This window comes from Salinarimonas soli (assembly GCF_008386575.1).
In the GTDB taxonomy this organism is placed as follows: domain Bacteria; phylum Pseudomonadota; class Alphaproteobacteria; order Rhizobiales; family Beijerinckiaceae; genus Salinarimonas_A; species Salinarimonas_A soli.
The window spans coordinates 56,315-72,848 of sequence record NZ_VUOA01000027.1 but is presented as its reverse complement, the minus strand read 5'-3'; the positions used below and the strand labels follow the sequence as shown (position 1 = coordinate 72,848).

Below are 16,534 nucleotides of genomic sequence, written 5' to 3'. Positions count from 1 at the left end.
CATGGCACCCTCTCGGATGAACCAATTGGTCAAAGCGCGTTGCACACCAGCGTTCCCCAATTGCTGGTACCAGGGTAGTTGACCTCACCTCTCGGCGTAGCGTGACCCCAGGTCGCCTGCGGTGAAGTCAGCCAAGCCACGCCGCTTTCGGTAGCGGTTCGCATGTCGCATCAGCCTAGAACTTCTGCGATGCCCGTAAGCAAGTGTAGTCGTACTCGCCAGCACCATCCTCGCCCTTTGGGATCTTCAATTTGGCTGTCCCGGTGAGCCGGTTCGCGATGAAGGTCCAGAGCTCCTTATTTCCGTTGTCCGACATCCAGCTTCCGCTGAATACAATCGTCTGAGGATTCACGCCGTGGCTTACAACCCCGCCATGATGATCGTTGTAATCCTGCCATCGAGTCACGATCTCGCGCAGGGCGGCGCTTCCGGTCGGGTAAGACAGCCCGTAGCCGCCGTTCGTCGCGCACGGAGTCATGTCGCTGACGAAGCTCCCGGAGATGCAGCTGACTGTCCGCTTCAGCATCTTCTGCGCGTCGAGGGACATTACCACCTCCGGCGCATTCTTGCTCGTACAGCGGATGATTTCTTTGGCTTCCGCAGCACCTATCGAACAAAGGGTCACAATCGCGGCGATCTGGACTCTCATTTTTTGATTGCTCCTTAGGTTGCGACAAGGTCGGGTAGATTAGAATGCTTGCCGGAACGGTAGGCATCGCCAATCCTCGTGCCTACGATCGACGCTGATTGCATCCAGCCGGCCCGATGAGCGATCCAAGCGGATTGTTTTGCCCTTGAGGTCGTCGTACGTATTGCCTGTGAATGGGGTCGTGCTGGCGACCGTGTCGGTGCTGATATCAATGGGTACGCGGGTCGGTGCGGAAGACATTGCATAATCGGCAGTGATCGAAGCACGTGCCGTCCCGTCCTCAAGGACGAGGAAAAAGCGGTTCTGGCGCATGTAGAATACATTGCCGGAGTACGTGCATTCCAGGACCAAAGGCTTTGGTTTCAGGGGCTCGCAGGCTCCCAGAGACAGGCTGAACAAGGCTAATGTGATCACATTACGCATCCCCGCCACCTCGTCACGTCATCTCAATCCACGACAGCACCCCCTCAGTGCAGAGGTAGGCAATTGCGAGAGGCGACAATTCGTTCCCGTATAAGTTGGTTTCAGTCCCAGAGGCCGATCAATCCAGCCGACCCTCTGCAAAGATGGCTCGATGTCATCGCGGGTATAGAAACTCTGCAGGTCGGAGGGCAGGAGTAGGCGACTCGCTAGGGCCATCCTCGCGCTTCACGATCTTCGATCGCATGGTAGGCGCGGGTACGCCACGACGGCCGTAGGCACGTACGGGCCTGAACGGAATGACTCCTTCTTCGTTTGGGGAATGCGCTTCTCGGCGCAACGCTGACCTCGGAGCGAGTCATGACGAAAGCAACGATGATGTTCACCGCACTCGCTGTGATCGCTACGTTCAATAGTGCACTAGGTCAGAATGCGCCGAGTGTGAATTTAAAATCTTCTCCGCTGTATTCAAAGGCATATGATGCTTGTATGAAGAAATCGAGCGGCGTGACGGCAGAAATGCTCGAATGTAGCACTAATGAGCTGCGAAGGTATGACCGTCTGCTGAATGATGCGTATAATGAAGTGCAGTCTCGCTTGAATGGCTCACAGAAGACGGCCTTGAGAGATGCGCAGCGTGCCTGGATTGCCTACCGCGATTCAACTTGCTCCTTTATGAGTCGGCTTGGTGATCGGGGAACAATGGCGCTGCTGGTCGACTCAGGATGTATGTTGCAGACAACCGCTGAACGTGCGCGTTGGCTGCAACAGATCAACGACCTCTGAGTTGCGATCTCAAGGCGCCTTGGTGAGCCCAGGGAGAGGATTCCTTCTATCATCGCGTCCGCATATATCGCCGCACGCGCGCGACTGTGAGTAGGACAAGGGAGGCTACGAGTGACAGCCCAACGGTTGAACCTCATTCTGACTGTCTGTGCGATCGCGGCTATCACGCCAGTGGTGGCGCTCGCGGCGGATTCATGGATTTCTGTCGATAAGCTCGATGCGACGATCAAGTTCTTTAAGGGTGACTATAGTCAGGTGCAGCCTTCAGCCAATTGCAGTCGCCCCCAAACACGTGTTGAAACTATGATCTGTCGTAGTTCTTTCCTCCGAAAAGCGGATCTACTTAGTAATATTGCTCAGATATACCAAAGAGAAAACGCGACGAAAATCGAGTTAGATCATAAAAAGTTCAAAGGCGCTCTTCCAAATCGCTGTCGCACGGAGCAATGTGTTTATGATGTTTTCGCTTCTAACACGAATTATGGCCTAGGTAGCATGTCGCCTTATTCCGAGGAGTGGGAAGAGCCAGATGAAAAGCCAGACTGGGCTCTCTCGAGTGACGCATCACTACTTGCGTATGGGATGAAAGAGTCTGGCAAGATTGCTTCACTGAATTGTGGTGAAAACAAAATCGTTGAGTTCCGTGCTGAATTGCCGAGCCCGCGTGGTGAGAAACTCAAGGACGGCATAAAATCACGGCTCGCTGTTTCATGGAAAGGCGGCGAACAGATTCTCGAAGGCACAGTCCGTGAGGGTGACGGATACTTCTTCGAGGCCTCACTTCCAACGAGTGCCAAGCTGGTTCTTGCCCTTCGACAAGGGCAGGGGTTGACCCTCTCTCGGTCAGGCGAAAGCGTCCAACTTCCACCGATCAGGGAGCGTGCGCTCATGCAGAAATTCACATCAGCGTGTAGCTCGTAATCGGTGACAGGCGCCTCTGGCCGGCCATCACGCCGACAGCGCCCAGAGCCCGACAACGAGGAAGAAAGTCGCTTGTGCCCACTCGCCGCCGGCCAGCGCGAATGCAGCCAGCGCCGTGCTGTAGATGATGAGCAGCTTCACGATGAGGTCGGTCACCGTGCCACCGCCACGATGAAGCCGACGACCAGCGTCAGGCCAAACAGGCCAATGCCGAGGCCCATAGGCACCAACCCGCCGAGCCGGTGGTCAGCCGGGCCGTGGCCCCGCAGCAGCGAGTAGCCCAGGCCCATGAGGGCGATCGAGGCGATCAGCATCAACCACAAGACCTTGTCCACCGGCGCTTCCTAGACCCGCAGGTCCTTGACGACCGCCAGCTGCGCCGTCGTCACGACCGCGTCGGCATGCAAGTGCCAGACAGTGTCGGAGCGGACGCTGACCTCCAGGCCGCGCCGGCCGGCCTCGATCAGCGCCTCGTTCAGGTGGTCGCGGCGGCGAGCAAGCTCGATGAGGAACTCCTCTTCCGTCATCGCAGGGAGATCGGACATGCCTGCCTCCAAGGGGCTGCCGGACCCGCTCGCCGCGGTATCCGGCGGCTGATCATCACGGGGTTTCGTCAGCCCCGTGAGGCGGGGCCCGGTCGGCGCGGCGGGTACTCCAGCACCCCGACCACCTGCTTCACCGTCGCGCTGACCGTGAGCCCGCCCTCATAGGCTGGGCGCACGTCGATGGAGGCGTGGAAGCCGAGGCCGTGGAGCGCGCGCAGGGCGGCGTTCAGCAAGTCGACGCCGTCGCGCAGGCGGCGCAGCTCCTCGGCTGCCGGCCCAGGCTCAAGAGCCACCACGGCGCCGATCTCGGGCCGCGTGAGATGCGTGTCCTGGACCATCAGCCCTTCCGATTCAGCTCGTCGGAGATCGGCTTCGACACCTTGAAGCGCAGGGTCTTGCGAGCAGGGATGTCCACCGCCTCGCCCGTCCGCGGATTGCGCCCCGGCCGGCCCTCCATGGACTTCAGATCGAAGCGCCCGAGCCCGCGGATCTGCACGTCCTCACCACGCGCGACGTTGGCGACGATGCGGCGGGCGAGAGCGTCGAGGGTGGTGCGGACCTGCACTTGGGCGTAGCCCGTCTCCTGCGCGATGTCGGCAACCAGTTCGGCCGATCGCCCTCGGCCAACGAGCCGTCGCTCTGCTCCGCCTGCTTCTGGACTGCGAAGGCAAACTGGTTTCGAAGGAGGCGCTGTTCAATGCCGCATGGCCGGGCCTCGCAGTTGAGGACAGCAATCTGACTGTGCAAATCGCCGCCTTGCGGCGTGCATTCGGCCAGGCTGGCGATGTGGGGTGGATCGAGACGCTACCGCGCTGGGGCTACCGCTACGTCGGCCCACCAGTCGGCCGCAACAGCTCAGTGTCGAAGCCATTGCCGATCTCGCCGCCCATGCCGAACGGACCGTCTTTGGCGGTGCTCCCATTCACGAACATGAGCGATGACCCGCGGCAAGAGTACTTTGCCGGCGGCATGGTCGACGAGGACATCGTCGCCGGGCTTTGTCGTATCAAGTGGCTCTTCGTCATCGCTCGCAGTTCGAGTGCGCTCTACAAAGGGGTTGTAGAAGCAGCTGGTCACCACCTGGGTTGCCAACGAATGCAAACTAGTCTCCGGTCGCTCAGGCCCGCTTATGCGGAAAACGTCGATGAACGCCCAGAGAAATGGCCCTAACGGGGCGCACAGCACGGCCGACAGGAACGGTTTTCCGGTGCCACATTTCGCTAAGCGGCGGAAATCACGCTGTGATCAAGCGAGAATGGAAAAGCGGCTATTCGCACGGTGGTACCTGGTGGAGCTAAGGGGATTCAAGTTGGTGATCGGGCGGGCCGTTGAGCGGGGAGCATCCATAAGACGAAGAGGGCATCGAACCTGCGGCTTGATCGACAAACAGTTCGCGTGAACATAACAGGAACATCATTTCCCTGTGATGTTCGCCAGCATGCACCCCGGTCGCGAGGGTGGAGCTACAATCAGGAGCGGCCCCGACATCCGGGGCCGAGCAGGTGCATGAACCAGATGGTCCGACCGGGGCAGGTCGAGAACACGGGGAGGCTCGTCGAGGCTCTCGCGGGCACGGTCGAGCGTGTCACCTTCCACAACGCTGAAAGCGGGTTTTGCGTCATCCGAGTTCAGGTGCGCGGCAAGCGTGATCTGACCACGGTCATCGGCCATGCACCCGCTATCGGGGCTGGCGAGTGGATCACCGCGACGGGAGCGTGGGTCACCGACCGGGTGCACGGCCTCCAGTTCCGGGCCGACACACTCAGGGCCACCCCACCCACCGGCGCTGAGGGCATCGAGAAGTATCTCGCCTCTGGTCAGATGCGCGGCATTGGCCCGGCTATGGCCAAGCGCATCGTCGCCCTCTTCGGCGAGAACACCTTCGAGATCATCGAGGCCGAACCCGAGCGGCTGAAAGAGGTGCCCGGCATCGGCCCCATGCGGGCCTCTCGCATCGTGGCGGGCTGGGCCGAGCAGAAGGCCGTGCGCGAGATCATGATCTTCCTGCACGCGCATGGCGTCGGCACCGCGCGGGCGGTGCGCATCTTCAAGACCTACGGCCATGAGGCCATTCAAGTTATGACCGAGGACCCGTACCGGCTCGCACGTGATGTTCGTGGCATCGGGTTCAGGACGGCGGATGCCATCGCGGCGAAGCTCGGGATGGAGAAGACGGCGCCGCAGCGCCTGCGGGCTGGTGTCTCGTTTGCTCTCCAGACCGGCACCGACGAGGGCCACTGCGGTTTGCCGGTCTCGATGCTCATCAGCCTTGCCGAGCGCCTACTCGAGGTCGATGCCGCCCTGATCGAGACAGCCATTCGCGAGGAACTTGCGCGCGGCGAGGAGGTGGTCACCGACAGAGTCGGCGAGGAGACCTGCATCTTCCTCAAGGGCCTGCACGGGGCCGAGCGCGTGATTGCCGAGCGCCTGATCAGCCGTGCGTCGGGGAGGCCGCCCTGGCCTGCCATCGACCTCGACAAAGCTCGGCCCTGGGTCGAGAGCAAGACTGGCAAGGCGCTCTCGCCCTCGCAGGCGGAGGCCGTGCGCCTCGTACTCTCGTCCAAGGTGGCCGTGGTGACCGGCGGCCCTGGTGTGGGCAAGACGAGCACACTGGACACGATCCTGCGCATCCTTGTGGCGAAGGGCGTCCGTGTGCTCCTCGCGGCTCCAACGGGCCGCGCCGCCAAGCGCATGACGGAGCAGACAGGCTTGGAGGCGAAGACAATCCACCGTCTCCTGGAGATCGACCCCAAGCACGGTGGGTTCAGCCGCAACGAGGAGAACCCGCTCGACTGCGACCTGCTCGTGGTGGACGAGACCTCGATGGTGGACGTGCCGCTCATGAACGCGCTCACCAGGGCAATACCGGCACACGCGGGCCTGCTACTGGTCGGTGACGTGGACCAACTCCCGTCAGTCGGGCCGGGGCAGGTTCTCGCGGACGTGATCGCCTCCGGGCGCATTCCCGTCGCACGCCTCACCGAGGTGTTCCGGCAGGCTGCCGAGAGCCGGATCGTCGTCAACGCACACCGCATTAACCACGGCCAGATGCCGGAGCCGCCCAGGGCTGGCGAGGAGAGCGACTTCTATGTCGTCGAGATCGCCGAGCCCGAGGAGGGCGTCGCCAAGCTGATCGAGGTGGTGACGAACCGCATCCCGCGCCGGTTCGGGCTCGATCCGATCAAGGATGTCCAGGTGCTCTGCCCCATGAACCGGGGCGTGCTCGGGGCGCGGAACCTGAACCAGGAGCTTCAGCGCGTTCTGAACCCAAACCCGCCTGCCACCGTGGAGCGCTTTGGCTGGCGCTTCTCGCCGGGTGATCGGGTGATGGAGACGCAGAACGACTACGACCGCGAGGTGTTCAACGGTGACCTCGGCATGATCGACCGCATCGACGACGAGGAGCAGGCGGTCGTCGTGGACTTTGAGGGCCGTGAGGTCATCTACCCATTCGGCGAACTCGACACCCTGGTGCCTGCGTTTGCGACCACAATCCACAAGAGCCAGGGGTCCGAGTACCCGGCTGTGGTGATCCCGGTGGTGACGCAGCACTACCAGATGCTCGCCCGCAATCTGCTCTACACGGGCGTGACCAGGGGCAAGCGTCTCGTCGTGCTCGTCGGCCAGAGAAAGGCCATCGGTATCGCGGTCCGGGGCGGGACGATGAAGCGGCGGTGGACGAAGCTGCGGGAATGGCTGACCCTAGGAGGGTGACAGGCCGGAGATGATGATGGGCGTGCTGATCGAGAAGAACGGTCCCGTGACAACGGTCATCCTGAACCGGCCCGAGGTGCGCAACGCCGTCAACCCGCAGGCTGCAAGCGAGCTTCTCGCCGCCTTCGCTGCGTTCGAGGCCGATGAGAATGCCTCGGTCGCCGTTCTGACCGGCGCTGGTGGACACTTCTGCGCCGGATACGATCTGAAGACGCTCTCTGGAGAGGCCATCCCCTACGAGCCGGAAGGGGATGGCCTCATGGGGCCATCCCGTCGCTTGCTAAGCAAACCTGTCATCGCCGCGGTCGAGGGCTATGCTGTCGCGGGCGGGCTTGAGCTTGCGATCTGGTGTGATCTGCGGGTCGTCTCGCAAACGGCCACCTTCGGCGTGTTCTGCCGCCGCTGGGGCGTGCCGCTTATCGACGGTGGCACAATCCGACTGCCACGTCTCATCGGCCACAGTCGTGCCCTCGACATGATCCTGACCGGGCGGCCGGTCGGAGCGGACGAGGCGCTCTCCTTCGGGCTCGCAAACCGGCTCGCGCCTCCTGGTCAGGCGCGAGCCGAGGCCGAGCAGCTTGCCGCTGAGATCGCGCGTTTCCCGCAAGCGTGCGTCAGGGCAGACCGTGTGTCGAGCTACGCGCAATGGGGTGAGAGCATGGAGGAGGCGCTCCGGCGAGAAGGTCGGGACGGCGAAGTCGTGCTCCAGCGCGAAGCCATCAACGGGGCGGGTCGGTTCGCCTCCGGTGCCGGGCGTGGCGGCGACTTTAAGAGCATCTGAAACCGTAGCAGCCACCGCGGGTGTGGTCACTGGCCCACAGATTGGGAGCAGCCTTGAGCCTCGCTTGCCTCCAACCGTCCGCCGCCGCTCCGTTCAGCTGTCCTTGAATGACCATGAAGGGCATGCGGGAACGTCAAACAGAAAGGGCGCGTCGTCTGACGCGCCCTTATTCGATTTGGAACTACGGTCCGCCTAGCGCGGTCAACACCGATGGCATGTCGTCCATCCGTGTTGTTGGATCAGTGACTGCCGGGACCGGTGGTCTTACCGGTGTCGCCCACGCGCGCGCCGTGGCTGCGGCCGGTGTTCTCGGTGAACGTACCCTCGCGACCAAGCCGGGTGTCGGTGTAGCCGACCTGCCCACCATGGACCGCGCCTTCATGCGCCGTCACGTGCTCGGGGATATGGGTCTGGGGACCTGCATCCCGCTTCATCTGCAAAGCCCGCTCCATGATGTCGCGCTGGGTCTCACCCGTGACCGCGGTTCTGATGGTGGTTGTCCACGCCCTTGTTGGCCTGCCCCTGCCCCTGCTGGCGAGGTGCACCGCCAGCGCCGTCACCCCCACCGTTATGAGAGCTATTCCCATCGTTCCGAGAGTCAGTCCCTGATCGGCCCATCTGGGCTCCGTGCGTGTCTCCCTGATGTCCCTGGGATGATGGGTTGTGGTCCTGTTCGCCATGTTCCTGTCCTGTTGGGGTGTGGCCCTTCATCTTTTCGCTGCGATTGTTGTGGTTGCGCGAGACCATCAGGTTCTCTCCCTCACCATGTCGCACCCATTCGCATCAGCCCGTTGACGGCGATGCGGGCCATCAGACCCAAGGATGCATGGTCGGGTCGTCGGCGGGCTGCGTCACGTCACCCATGACGAACGTTGGATTGTCGACCGTGTTCCGTCGAAGATTGGGGCTTGAGGCGGCCTTCTGGGAGTACACGGTCAGGGTTGGGATCTACTGCCGAGGCGCGACGATGAAGCGGTGTCGGACGGAGCTTCGGGAGCGCCCTGGCTGGGGACCGATGTCATCCGCAGGATCGCTAAACTTATCTGCGCTTTTGAAGCGCTTTCTTCCGAGTTGAGCGGCAGTTTGCGGGCTTATTGCACGCAGCCGAGCCGAGCCATGGACAAGCGCCGAGCCCCTCGAAACCGCAGCCTGTTGCAGGGCAAGGTCGTCTACAACGACGGTCTCGCGAGCATGGACTGCGTGGTGCGCAACCAGTCCTCCGGCGGCATGCGGCTCGTCATCAGCCAAACTGTAGTTCTCCCTAACGAGTTTGATCTGCACATCCCAAAGAAGAACGAGATCCACCGTGTTCGCATGAGGTGGCGCAGCGCCGACGAAGTTGGCGTCGCCTGTGTCGAAGCCCGGAACGACAAGGCCTGTTCGATCTCTGGCGTAGAATCTCCGGTCGCGCGGCTCAACGTGATCGAGGCCGAAATGGCTCGCCTCGAAGGCGCGCTCATTGCACTCCATCAGGAGCGCGACCAGATGCGAGCCGCCTTGAGCAAATACGACCATGAGGAACCGGCGCAATCATCTCCTGCCACTGACCAGCCCGCTCAGACTCAAGCGCCCGCTGAGGTGTTCGACGAGGCGACCGGCGAGTGGATCCCCGCCTCGCAGGCATCTCGCTTACGTTGGGCGCGGTGGTAAAGGCGCAGCTTTCTGGTGGGAGAATGTCTCCACCTTAGAAACGGGTTCGCTCGACTCGCTCCGCGGCGAGTGGTGGCCCTGCGAAGCGGTAGTTCGGTTTGGGGTGCCCACAACCGGACTGGGGCGTTGCCACGCAGAGACAGACGCCCTTTCGCGCGGTCGTTTGAGCCTCAAGACGGGGCGCTGTGACGACGCAGAGAACCGGCCAGCGGGAAAACGTCAAACGGTGTGGGAGTTTGCGGCGGCTCTGGCGAGGAGAAGGCTAAGTATCTGAAGATGCTTAGGTCGTGGCGGAGCTGAGGGGATTCGAACCCGCGATGCGCTTATGTTGCAGTCGGGCTAAGTGCCTGAAAGCGCCACGTTTTCCGCCCGGAGAATGTCTCCGCGTCAGAGACGGGTTCGCTCGACTCGCTTCTCGTCGAGTAGCGACGCTACGAAATGGTGGTTCGGTTTGGGGTACCCACAACCGGACTAGGGCAGTGCCGCCCAGAGAAAGGCTCCCGTTCGGGCGGTCGTTCGAGCCCCAAGACGGGGCGCCCTGACGGCGCAGAGAACCGGCCGGTGCAAAAACGTCAAATGGTGTGGGGGTTTGCTAGGGCTCTGGCAGCGCGAAAGCTAAGTATCTGCAGATACTTAGGTCGTGGCGGAGAGGGAGGGATTCGAACCCCCGATACGGTTGCCCGTATGCCGCATTTCGAGTGCGGTGCATTCAACCACTCTGCCACCTCTCCGGAGCCAGCTTTTGTCGAAGCGGCGGGTGGATAGCATGGGGGAGGGCAGGGGGCAAGCGGGGTCGCGGGCGGTTTGCGCGCCTCTTCGTTGACAAGAATCGCGGCGTTGTTTATGCCAGCCGTCTTGCGCGCGGGCAGTGTCCCGCGCGCTCTCCGTTTGCGGCGCAATGAGGCGTCGCAACGAGCCGGAAACTGCCAAGAAGCCGGCCCCGCGGGCAACCGTGGCGAGCCGGGTCGAACACGAGGACAAGAACGATGTTCGCAGTGATCAAGACCGGCGGCAAGCAGTATCGCGTGGCCGCCCAGGACGTCATCACCATCCAGAAGCTCGAGGCCCAGCCGGGCGAGACCGTCACCTTCGGCGAGGTGCTCATGGTCACCCGCGACGGCTCGACCGATGTCGGCGCGCCCACCATCGCGGGCGCCAGCGTCAGCGGCGAGGTGGTCAAGCAGACCCGCGGCGACAAGGTGATCGCGTTCAAGAAGCGCCGCCGCCAGAACTCGCGCCGCAAGCGCGGGCACCGCCAGGACTTCACGGTGGTTCGCATCACCGACATCGCCCTCGGCGCCTGATCGAAACCTCATTTTCCGGGCTGGCGGGTGCCCCGGCGCCCCGGCCCGCTCTGACACACGGGAGTTGAACCCATGGCCCACAAGAAAGCAGGCGGCTCGTCGCGCAACGGTCGCGATTCGGATGGCCGCCGTCTTGGCGTGAAGAAGTTCGGCAACGAGCGCGTGATCGCCGGCAACATCATCATCCGCCAGCGCGGCACGAAAGTGCATCCGGGCGTGAACGTCGGCATGGGCAAAGATCACACGATCTTCGCCAAGGTCGAAGGCCGCGTGCTCTTCGGCCAGCGGCACGGCCGAACCACCGTATCGGTGGTGCCCGCCCAAGAAGCCGCCGAATAACGGCAGGAGCCTTTGACGAAGGAGCTCCCGCCGGTCCCAACCGAACCGGCGGATCAGAGCTCCAGGCGACAAGGGCCAAGCTCCGATCCGGGACCAGGGGAGGTGGGACAACCACCTCCCCTTCGTCGTCTCTAGGGCTCCCGCGCGAGCCCATGATCGGAGCAGTACGATGTTCCCCGACCTGACCCGCGATGACGTGTTCCGCCTCGAGACCGCGCGCCTGTGGCTGCGTTGGCCGCGCCAGGCCGACGTGCAAGCCATCGTAGAGCTCGCCGGGGACAAGGAGGTCGCCGAGATGACGGGCGTCATCCCCCATCCCTATCCGCCCGCCGAGGCCGACGCCTTCGTCCTGCGCACGCGCACCGAGAACGCGAACGGCACCGCGCTCACCATGGCGATCACCCTGAAGCGGCGTCCCAACGATCTCGTCGGGATCGTCGGCATCAAGGGCCCGAGCGAGGCGAACCCGGTGCCCTTCATCGGCTATTGGATGGGCCGGCCCCATTGGGGCCGGGGGCTCGCCACGGAGGCGGCCCGCGCCATGATCGACGCGGCCTTCGCCTATACGCCGGCCGACGAGCTCGCGGCCTCGGCCCGGGTGGTCAACCCGGCCTCGCGCCGGGTGCTCGAGAAGTGCGGCTTCGCCTCGCAGGGCTCGGGGCTCCAGAGCTTCCCCGTCCGGGGCGGCGCCCTGCCCGTGGACTATTTCCGGCTCGACCGCCGGACCTGGGCGAGCCTCAAGAGCTGGGGCCTGTCGGGCCCGACCGCCCACGGCCGCGAGACGTCGGGCGAGGCCGCCCTGCCGCTCGCGGCGGAGTAGGGGGCAGGAGAGCGGCCGGCGCGTGCGTGCCGGCCGCATCGATTTTCCAGGGCGGGCGTTCCCCTTCCGACCCGGTGGTGCGAGGATGTGACGCCATGAAGTTTCTCGATCAGGCCAAGGTCTATATCCGCTCCGGCGACGGCGGGGGTGGGGCGGTCTCGTTCCGGCGCGAGAAGTTCATCGAGTTCGGCGGCCCCGACGGCGGCGACGGCGGGCGCGGCGGCGACGTGTTCGTGGAGGCGGTGCAGGGGCTCAACACCCTCATCGACTACCGCTACCAGCAGCATTTCAAGGCCCAGAAGGGCACCCACGGCATGGGCCGCAACCGCACGGGCGCGGGAGGCGAGGACATGGTGCTGCGGGTGCCCGTGGGCACCCAGGTCTTCGACGAGGACGGGGAGACGCTGCTTGCCGACCTCACCGAGATCGGCCAGCGCGTGCGCCTCGCCAAGGGCGGCAACGGCGGTTTCGGCAACCTTCACTTCACCACCTCCACGAACCGCGCCCCGCGCCACGCCAATCCGGGCCAGGATGGCGAGGAGCGCTGGATCTGGCTGCGCCTCAAGCTCATCGCGGACGGGGGCCTCGTCGGCCTGCCCAACGCCGGCAAGTCCACGTTCCTCGCCGCCACCACGGCGGCCAAGCCGAAGATCGCCGACTATCCCTTCACCACGCTCCATCCGGGCCTTGGCGTGGTGCGCATCGACGCCCGCGAGTTCGTGCTCGCCGACATCCCGGGCCTCATCGAGGGGGCGCACGAGGGCGCAGGCCTCGGCGACCGGTTCCTGGGCCACGTGGAGCGCTGCCGGGTCCTGCTCCATCTCGTCGAGGGCACGAGCGAGCACGCGGGCAAGGCCTACAAGACCGTGCGCAAGGAGCTCGAGGCCTATGGCCACGGCCTTGCCGACAAGCCCGAAATCGTCGCGCTCTCCAAGGCCGACGCGCTGGATCCCGAGACGCTGAAGGAGCAGCTCGCCCGCTTGAAGCGCGCCGCCAAGCGCACGCCCCTCGTGCTCTCCTCCGCTACGGGCCGGGGCGTGCCCGAGGCGCTTCGCGCGATCCTTGCCGTCGTCGACGAAGCCAAGGGTGCGGAACGGGAGGCGCAGGCGCCGGCAGTGGCGGAGTGGCGGCCCTAAAGCGCGCGATCCGACTCGACAGCGGCGCGAAGAGGCGCGAAACGAGGGCTCTCGCCCGCTCATCCCGCATGCCATGACCCCCTCCCTGCAGAACTTCCGCCGCGTCGTGATCAAGGTGGGCTCGGCCCTCCTCGTCGACCGCGCGCGAGGCCGGCTCAAGGCCGCGTGGCTCGCCTCGCTCGCCGAGGACATCGCCGAGCTCCACGCGCGGGGCGCCGACGTGCTCGTGGTCTCGTCGGGGGCCATCGCGCTGGGGCGCACCGTGCTCCAGCTTCCGCCGGGGCCGCTGAAGCTGGAGGACAGCCAAGCCGCGGCGGCGGTGGGGCAGATCGCGCTCGCCCGGGTCTGGTCCGAGGTGCTGGCCCATCACGGCATCACGGCGGGGCAGATCCTCGTCACGCTCGCAGACACGGAGGAGCGCCGGCGCTATCTCAATGCGCGGGCCACGATCGGGCGCCTCTTCGACATGCGCGCCGTGCCGGTGGTGAACGAGAACGACACGGTGGCCACCACCGAGATCCGCTACGGCGACAACGACCGCCTCGGGGCCCGCGTCGCCGCCATGGTGGGGGCCGATCTCCTGGTCCTGTTCTCCGACATCGACGGGCTCTACACCGCGCCGCCCGCCCAGGACCCCATGGCCCGGCACATCCCGGTGGTCGAGGCAATCACCCGGGAGATCGAGGCCATGGCCGGGGGCGCGGCCTCCGAGCTGTCCCGGGGCGGCATGCGCACCAAGATCGAGGCCGGCAAGATCGCGGCGGCCGGCGGCACCCACATGGTCATCGCCGACGGGCGGGGGAAGAACCCGCTGCGCGCCGTCGCCGAGGGCGCCCGCTGCACCTGGTTCCTCACGCCCCAGAATCCCGGCACGGCGCGCAAGGCCTGGATCGCCGGCTCCCTGGAGCCGCGCGGCGTCATCCACATCGACGCGGGCGCCGCGCGGGCGCTTCGCACGGGGGCGAGCCTGCTGCCGGCGGGCGTGCGGCGGGTGGAGGGCGGCTTCTCGCGCGGGGACGCGGTGGTCGTGCGCGACGATGGCGGCGAGATCGGCCGCGGCCTCGTGGCCTACGATTCGGACGAGGCGGCGCGGATCATGGGCCACCGCACGGCCGATATCGCCGAGATCCTTGGCTACCGGGGCCGGGATGAGATGATCCACCGGGACGACCTGGTGATCGGCGGGGCGGGGTAGGCGCGACGCCATCCCTCTCCCCCTTGTGGGGAGGGGTTAGGGGTGGGGGTCGGGACGCGAGAGGTCCCGCGGTCCAGAAAAAGGCTGTACGCGCGTGCGTTCTCCCCACCTCTCCGCCAGCTCCGACTTTGCGACCCCCACCCCCAACCCCTCCCCACAAGGGGGAGGGGAGACGACCCGATGACAAGCGGCGCGATTTGCGCGAACGTCCCGACCGACCCTGTCCCCCCGCCACGGAGACCCCGATGGACTACCGCCCGCTCGGCCGTTCCGGCCTGAAGGTTTCGCCGATCTGCCTCGGCACGATGATGTTCGGGGGTGCCACCGAGGCGGCGGACGCGGTGCGGATCATCGACCGCGCGCTCGACGGCGGCGTCAATTTCATCGACACCGCCGACATCTACACCGAGGGGCGCTCGGAGGAGATCGTGGGCCGCGCCATCCGGTCGAACCGCGACCGTTGGGTGCTGGCCACCAAGGTCGCCAACCCGACCGGCAAGGGCCCCAACGACCGGGGCCTGTCGCGGGCCTACATCCAGCGCGCCGTCGAGGCGAGCCTGCGGCGGCTCGGCACGGATTGCATCGACATCTACTACCTCCACAAGGAGGACCACGAGACGCCGCTCGCCGAGACGGTGCGGGCGATGGCCGACCTCGTGCGGGCGGGCAAGATCCGCTATGTCGGCGTCTCAAACTACCGCGCCTGGCGCGTCGCCGAGATCTGCCGCCTGTGCGACGATCTCGGGATCGACCGCCCGGTGGTGAGCCAGCCCTATTACAACGCCATGAACCGCATGCCCGAGACGGAGCACCTGCCGGCCTGCGCCCATTACGGACTGGGCGTGTTCCCCTATTCGCCGCTCGCCCGCGGGGTGCTGACGGGCAAGTACAGCCCAGACGCCCCGCCGCCCGAGGGCACGCGCGCCGGCCGCAACGATTCCCGCATGATGCAGACCGAGTGGCGCCCCGAGTCGCTCGCGCTCGCCCAGGAGATCCGCCGCCACGCGGAGGCGCGCGGGACCACGGCGAGCCGCTTCGCGCTTGGCTGGGTGCTCAACAACCGCCTGGTCACGGGCGTCGTGGCCGGGCCCCGCACCATCGAGCAGTGGGACGACTACATGGCGGCCCTGGACTATACCTTCACGGCGGAGGACGAGGCCCTCGTCGACAGCCTCGTCGCCACCGGCCACCCCTCCACCCCCGGCTACAACGACCCGGCCTATCCCATCGAGGGCCGGGTGGCGCGGTGAGTGCGCTCCCCATGCATGCGAGGTCTCCCATGAGTTCCGATCCTGCCGTCGAACGCCTCCAGACGGAGTGGCCCGCCTGGTGCATCACCCTGCGGGACCGGATCTGCGCCGCGTTGGAAGCCATCGAGGAGGAGAGCGGGGCCGGCGACGCTCCGGCGGGCCGCTTCGAGCGCCGGCCGTGGGAGCGCAGGGACCATGGAGGCGCGCCGGGCGGCGGCGGGCAGATGAGCATGATGCGCGGGCGCGTGTTCGAGAAGGTGGGCGTCCACGTCTCCACCGTGTTCGGCGAGTTCGCGCCCGAGTTCCGTGGCCAGATCCCGGGCTCCGACAAGGATCCGCGCTTCTGGGCGTCGGGCATCTCACTCATCGCGCATCCCTGGAACCCGAACGTCCCCACGGTGCACATGAACACCCGCTTCGTCGTGACGACGAAGCCCTGGTTCGGCGGTGGCGCGGACCTCACCCCCGTCCTCGACCGCCGTCGCACCCAGGACGACCCCGACACGATCGCCTTCCATGCCGCGATGCGCGCGCCCTGCCTCGCCCATGGCGACGAGGCGCTCTACGAGAAGTACAGGGCGTGGTGCGAGGAGTACTTCTTCCTCAAGCACCGCAACGAGCCCCGCGGCATCGGCGGCATCTTCTACGACTACCACTGGACGGGAGAGGCTGACGCCGACGTCGCCTTCGCCCGCGCCGTGGGCGAGGCCTTCCTCGACGTCTATCCCCGCATCGTGCGCGGCAACGTCGCCACCCCCTGGACCGACGCCGACCGCCACGAGCAGCTCGTGCGCCGGGGCCGCTACGTGGAGTTCAACCTGCTCTACGACCGGGGAACGATCTTCGGGCTCAAGACCGGCGGCAACGTGGACTCGATCCTCTCCTCCATGCCTCCGGAGGTGCGCTGGCCCTGACACGCTGCCCAGCCCGGTTCTGGAGCCATATCGGTGGCTGAAGGCAGCCGTTGGTGCGGCTTACCCCACCCCTGAGGAGGAGCGGGGGCCGCCTGTGGGCGATGGTGGGG

Annotated in this window: 21 protein-coding genes and 1 tRNA gene; 13 read left to right on the top strand and 9 right to left on the bottom strand. The window is 65.4% G+C overall.

What is annotated here, in order from left to right:
• Positions 1 to 175 precede the first annotated feature (175 nt).
• Both F0L46_RS14885 and F0L46_RS14880 read right to left on the bottom strand, forming a co-directional pair.
• On the bottom strand, positions 176 to 649 hold the full coding sequence (locus F0L46_RS14885) for a hypothetical protein (protein ID WP_149818897.1): 474 nt from the start codon (positions 647 to 649) through the stop codon (positions 176 to 178).
• Positions 650 to 688: 39 nt separating this feature from the next.
• A complete protein-coding gene (locus F0L46_RS14880; protein WP_149818895.1) occupies positions 689 to 1,072 on the bottom strand; it encodes a hypothetical protein in 384 nt (127 codons plus the stop codon).
• A gap of 357 nt (positions 1,073 to 1,429) precedes the next feature.
• Between F0L46_RS14880 and F0L46_RS14875 the strand changes: the two genes are divergently transcribed.
• Both F0L46_RS14875 and F0L46_RS14870 read left to right on the top strand, forming a co-directional pair.
• Entirely contained in the window at positions 1,430 to 1,855 is a 426-nt protein-coding gene (locus tag F0L46_RS14875) for a lysozyme inhibitor LprI family protein (RefSeq protein WP_149818893.1), read from the top strand.
• 111 nt (positions 1,856 to 1,966) lie between these two features.
• A complete protein-coding gene (locus tag F0L46_RS14870) occupies positions 1,967 to 2,776 on the top strand; it encodes a lysozyme inhibitor LprI family protein (RefSeq protein ID WP_149818891.1) in 810 nt (269 codons plus the stop codon).
• Between the two features lie 27 nt (positions 2,777 to 2,803).
• On the opposite strand, the gene F0L46_RS27080 is transcribed toward F0L46_RS14870, so the two are convergent.
• The 5 genes from F0L46_RS27080 to F0L46_RS14850 form a co-directional block, all read right to left on the bottom strand.
• Positions 2,804 to 2,932, bottom strand: coding sequence for a hypothetical protein (locus F0L46_RS27080; RefSeq protein WP_276315555.1), 129 nt, complete (start codon positions 2,930 to 2,932; stop codon positions 2,804 to 2,806).
• Positions 2,929 to 3,111 (bottom strand): hypothetical protein, encoded by a 183-nt coding sequence (locus tag F0L46_RS14865; protein ID WP_149818889.1) that lies wholly within the window; start codon positions 3,109 to 3,111, stop codon positions 2,929 to 2,931. Before F0L46_RS14865 ends, F0L46_RS27080 begins: the two co-directional genes overlap by 4 nt.
• A 9-nt stretch (positions 3,112 to 3,120) precedes the next feature.
• A complete protein-coding gene (locus F0L46_RS14860; RefSeq protein ID WP_149818887.1) occupies positions 3,121 to 3,321 on the bottom strand; it encodes a hypothetical protein in 201 nt (66 codons plus the stop codon).
• 68 nt (positions 3,322 to 3,389) lie between these two features.
• On the bottom strand, positions 3,390 to 3,659 hold the full coding sequence (locus F0L46_RS14855) for a hypothetical protein (RefSeq protein WP_149818885.1): 270 nt from the start codon (positions 3,657 to 3,659) through the stop codon (positions 3,390 to 3,392).
• Positions 3,659 to 3,886 carry an HU family DNA-binding protein gene (locus F0L46_RS14850; protein WP_240540004.1) on the bottom strand — a complete coding sequence of 76 codons (228 nt, stop codon included), beginning with the start codon at positions 3,884 to 3,886 and terminating at the stop codon, positions 3,659 to 3,661. The genes F0L46_RS14855 and F0L46_RS14850 overlap by 1 nt, the downstream gene beginning before the upstream one ends.
• 47 nt (positions 3,887 to 3,933) lie before the next feature.
• On the opposite strand from F0L46_RS14850, the gene F0L46_RS14845 reads away from it, so the two are divergent.
• The 3 genes from F0L46_RS14845 (at position 3,934) to F0L46_RS14835 (ending at position 7,816) form a co-directional block, all read left to right on the top strand.
• Positions 3,934 to 4,491 carry a winged helix-turn-helix domain-containing protein gene (locus F0L46_RS14845; RefSeq protein WP_149818881.1) on the top strand — a complete coding sequence of 186 codons (558 nt, stop codon included), beginning with the start codon at positions 3,934 to 3,936 and terminating at the stop codon, positions 4,489 to 4,491.
• A gap of 336 nt (positions 4,492 to 4,827) precedes the next feature.
• Positions 4,828 to 7,035: an SF1B family DNA helicase RecD2 gene (gene recD2 / locus F0L46_RS14840; protein ID WP_149818879.1), complete on the top strand. Its 2,208-nt coding sequence runs from the start codon at positions 4,828 to 4,830 to the stop codon at positions 7,033 to 7,035.
• Positions 7,036 to 7,051: 16 nt separating this feature from the next.
• Positions 7,052 to 7,816, top strand: coding sequence for a crotonase/enoyl-CoA hydratase family protein (locus F0L46_RS14835; protein ID WP_149818877.1), 765 nt, complete (start codon positions 7,052 to 7,054; stop codon positions 7,814 to 7,816).
• Positions 7,817 to 8,055: 239 nt separating this feature from the next.
• Here F0L46_RS14835 and F0L46_RS14830 read toward each other — a convergent pair whose 3' ends face one another.
• Positions 8,056 to 8,496, bottom strand: coding sequence for a hypothetical protein (locus F0L46_RS14830; protein WP_149818875.1), 441 nt, complete (start codon positions 8,494 to 8,496; stop codon positions 8,056 to 8,058).
• 436 nt (positions 8,497 to 8,932) lie between these two features.
• Between F0L46_RS14830 and F0L46_RS14825 the strand changes: the two genes are divergently transcribed.
• Positions 8,933 to 9,466, top strand: a complete 534-nt coding sequence (locus F0L46_RS14825) for a PilZ domain-containing protein (RefSeq protein ID WP_149818874.1) — start codon at positions 8,933 to 8,935, stop codon at positions 9,464 to 9,466.
• Positions 9,467 to 10,107: 641 nt separating this feature from the next.
• Here F0L46_RS14825 and F0L46_RS14820 read toward each other — a convergent pair.
• Positions 10,108 to 10,197: transfer RNA gene (locus F0L46_RS14820), tRNA-Ser, on the bottom strand.
• A gap of 255 nt (positions 10,198 to 10,452) precedes the next feature.
• Between F0L46_RS14820 and rplU the strand changes: the two genes are divergently transcribed.
• The 7 genes from rplU (at position 10,453) to hemF (ending at position 16,424) form a co-directional block, all read left to right on the top strand.
• Complete coding sequence (gene rplU, locus F0L46_RS14815) at positions 10,453 to 10,770, top strand: 50S ribosomal protein L21 (RefSeq protein WP_149818871.1); 318 nt, start codon at positions 10,453 to 10,455, stop codon at positions 10,768 to 10,770.
• Positions 10,771 to 10,842: 72 nt separating this feature from the next.
• Positions 10,843 to 11,109: a 50S ribosomal protein L27 gene (gene rpmA, locus F0L46_RS14810; RefSeq protein WP_149818870.1), complete on the top strand. Its 267-nt coding sequence runs from the start codon at positions 10,843 to 10,845 to the stop codon at positions 11,107 to 11,109.
• A gap of 169 nt (positions 11,110 to 11,278) precedes the next feature.
• On the top strand, positions 11,279 to 11,929 hold the full coding sequence (locus F0L46_RS14805; RefSeq protein ID WP_149818868.1) for a GNAT family N-acetyltransferase: 651 nt from the start codon (positions 11,279 to 11,281) through the stop codon (positions 11,927 to 11,929).
• Positions 11,930 to 12,024: 95 nt separating this feature from the next.
• A complete protein-coding gene (gene obgE, locus F0L46_RS14800; protein ID WP_149818866.1) occupies positions 12,025 to 13,065 on the top strand; it encodes a GTPase ObgE in 1,041 nt (346 codons plus the stop codon).
• 73 nt (positions 13,066 to 13,138) lie between these two features.
• On the top strand, positions 13,139 to 14,260 hold the full coding sequence (gene proB, locus F0L46_RS14795) for a glutamate 5-kinase (RefSeq protein WP_149818864.1): 1,122 nt from the start codon (positions 13,139 to 13,141) through the stop codon (positions 14,258 to 14,260).
• Between the two features lie 245 nt (positions 14,261 to 14,505).
• The gene (locus F0L46_RS14790) at positions 14,506 to 15,510 is read left to right on the top strand and encodes an aldo/keto reductase (RefSeq protein WP_149818862.1); all 1,005 of its coding nucleotides are present in this window, start codon (positions 14,506 to 14,508) and stop codon (positions 15,508 to 15,510) included.
• A gap of 29 nt (positions 15,511 to 15,539) precedes the next feature.
• Positions 15,540 to 16,424 (top strand): oxygen-dependent coproporphyrinogen oxidase, encoded by an 885-nt coding sequence (hemF, locus tag F0L46_RS14785; RefSeq protein ID WP_149818860.1) that lies wholly within the window; start codon positions 15,540 to 15,542, stop codon positions 16,422 to 16,424.
• Positions 16,425 to 16,534: the final 110 nt, after the last annotated feature.

Bases quoted from the DNA above. Each gene is read 5' to 3' on its own strand.
- F0L46_RS14860 (WP_149818887.1), bottom strand. From the start codon at position 3,321: ATGTCCGATCTCCCTGCGATGACGGAAGAGGAGTTCCTCATCGAGCTT.
- F0L46_RS14880 (WP_149818895.1), bottom strand. From the start codon at position 1,072: ATGCGTAATGTGATCACATTAGCCTTGTTCAGCCTGTCTCTGGGAGCC.
- F0L46_RS14825 (WP_149818874.1), top strand. From the start codon at position 8,933: ATGGACAAGCGCCGAGCCCCTCGAAACCGCAGCCTGTTGCAGGGCAAG.
- F0L46_RS14875 (WP_149818893.1), top strand. From the start codon at position 1,430: ATGACGAAAGCAACGATGATGTTCACCGCACTCGCTGTGATCGCTACG.
- F0L46_RS14855 (WP_149818885.1), bottom strand. From the start codon at position 3,659: ATGGTCCAGGACACGCATCTCACGCGGCCCGAGATCGGCGCCGTGGTG.
- obgE (WP_149818866.1), top strand. From the start codon at position 12,025: ATGAAGTTTCTCGATCAGGCCAAGGTCTATATCCGCTCCGGCGACGGC.
- F0L46_RS14790 (WP_149818862.1), top strand. From the start codon at position 14,506: ATGGACTACCGCCCGCTCGGCCGTTCCGGCCTGAAGGTTTCGCCGATC.
- F0L46_RS14805 (WP_149818868.1), top strand. From the start codon at position 11,279: ATGTTCCCCGACCTGACCCGCGATGACGTGTTCCGCCTCGAGACCGCG.
- F0L46_RS14830 (WP_149818875.1), bottom strand. From the start codon at position 8,496: ATGGCGAACAGGACCACAACCCATCATCCCAGGGACATCAGGGAGACA.
- hemF (WP_149818860.1), top strand. From the start codon at position 15,540: ATGAGTTCCGATCCTGCCGTCGAACGCCTCCAGACGGAGTGGCCCGCC.
- recD2 (WP_149818879.1), top strand. From the start codon at position 4,828: ATGAACCAGATGGTCCGACCGGGGCAGGTCGAGAACACGGGGAGGCTC.
- F0L46_RS14835 (WP_149818877.1), top strand. From the start codon at position 7,052: ATGGGCGTGCTGATCGAGAAGAACGGTCCCGTGACAACGGTCATCCTG.
- proB (WP_149818864.1), top strand. From the start codon at position 13,139: ATGACCCCCTCCCTGCAGAACTTCCGCCGCGTCGTGATCAAGGTGGGC.
- rpmA (WP_149818870.1), top strand. From the start codon at position 10,843: ATGGCCCACAAGAAAGCAGGCGGCTCGTCGCGCAACGGTCGCGATTCG.
- rplU (WP_149818871.1), top strand. From the start codon at position 10,453: ATGTTCGCAGTGATCAAGACCGGCGGCAAGCAGTATCGCGTGGCCGCC.
- F0L46_RS14885 (WP_149818897.1), bottom strand. From the start codon at position 649: ATGAGAGTCCAGATCGCCGCGATTGTGACCCTTTGTTCGATAGGTGCT.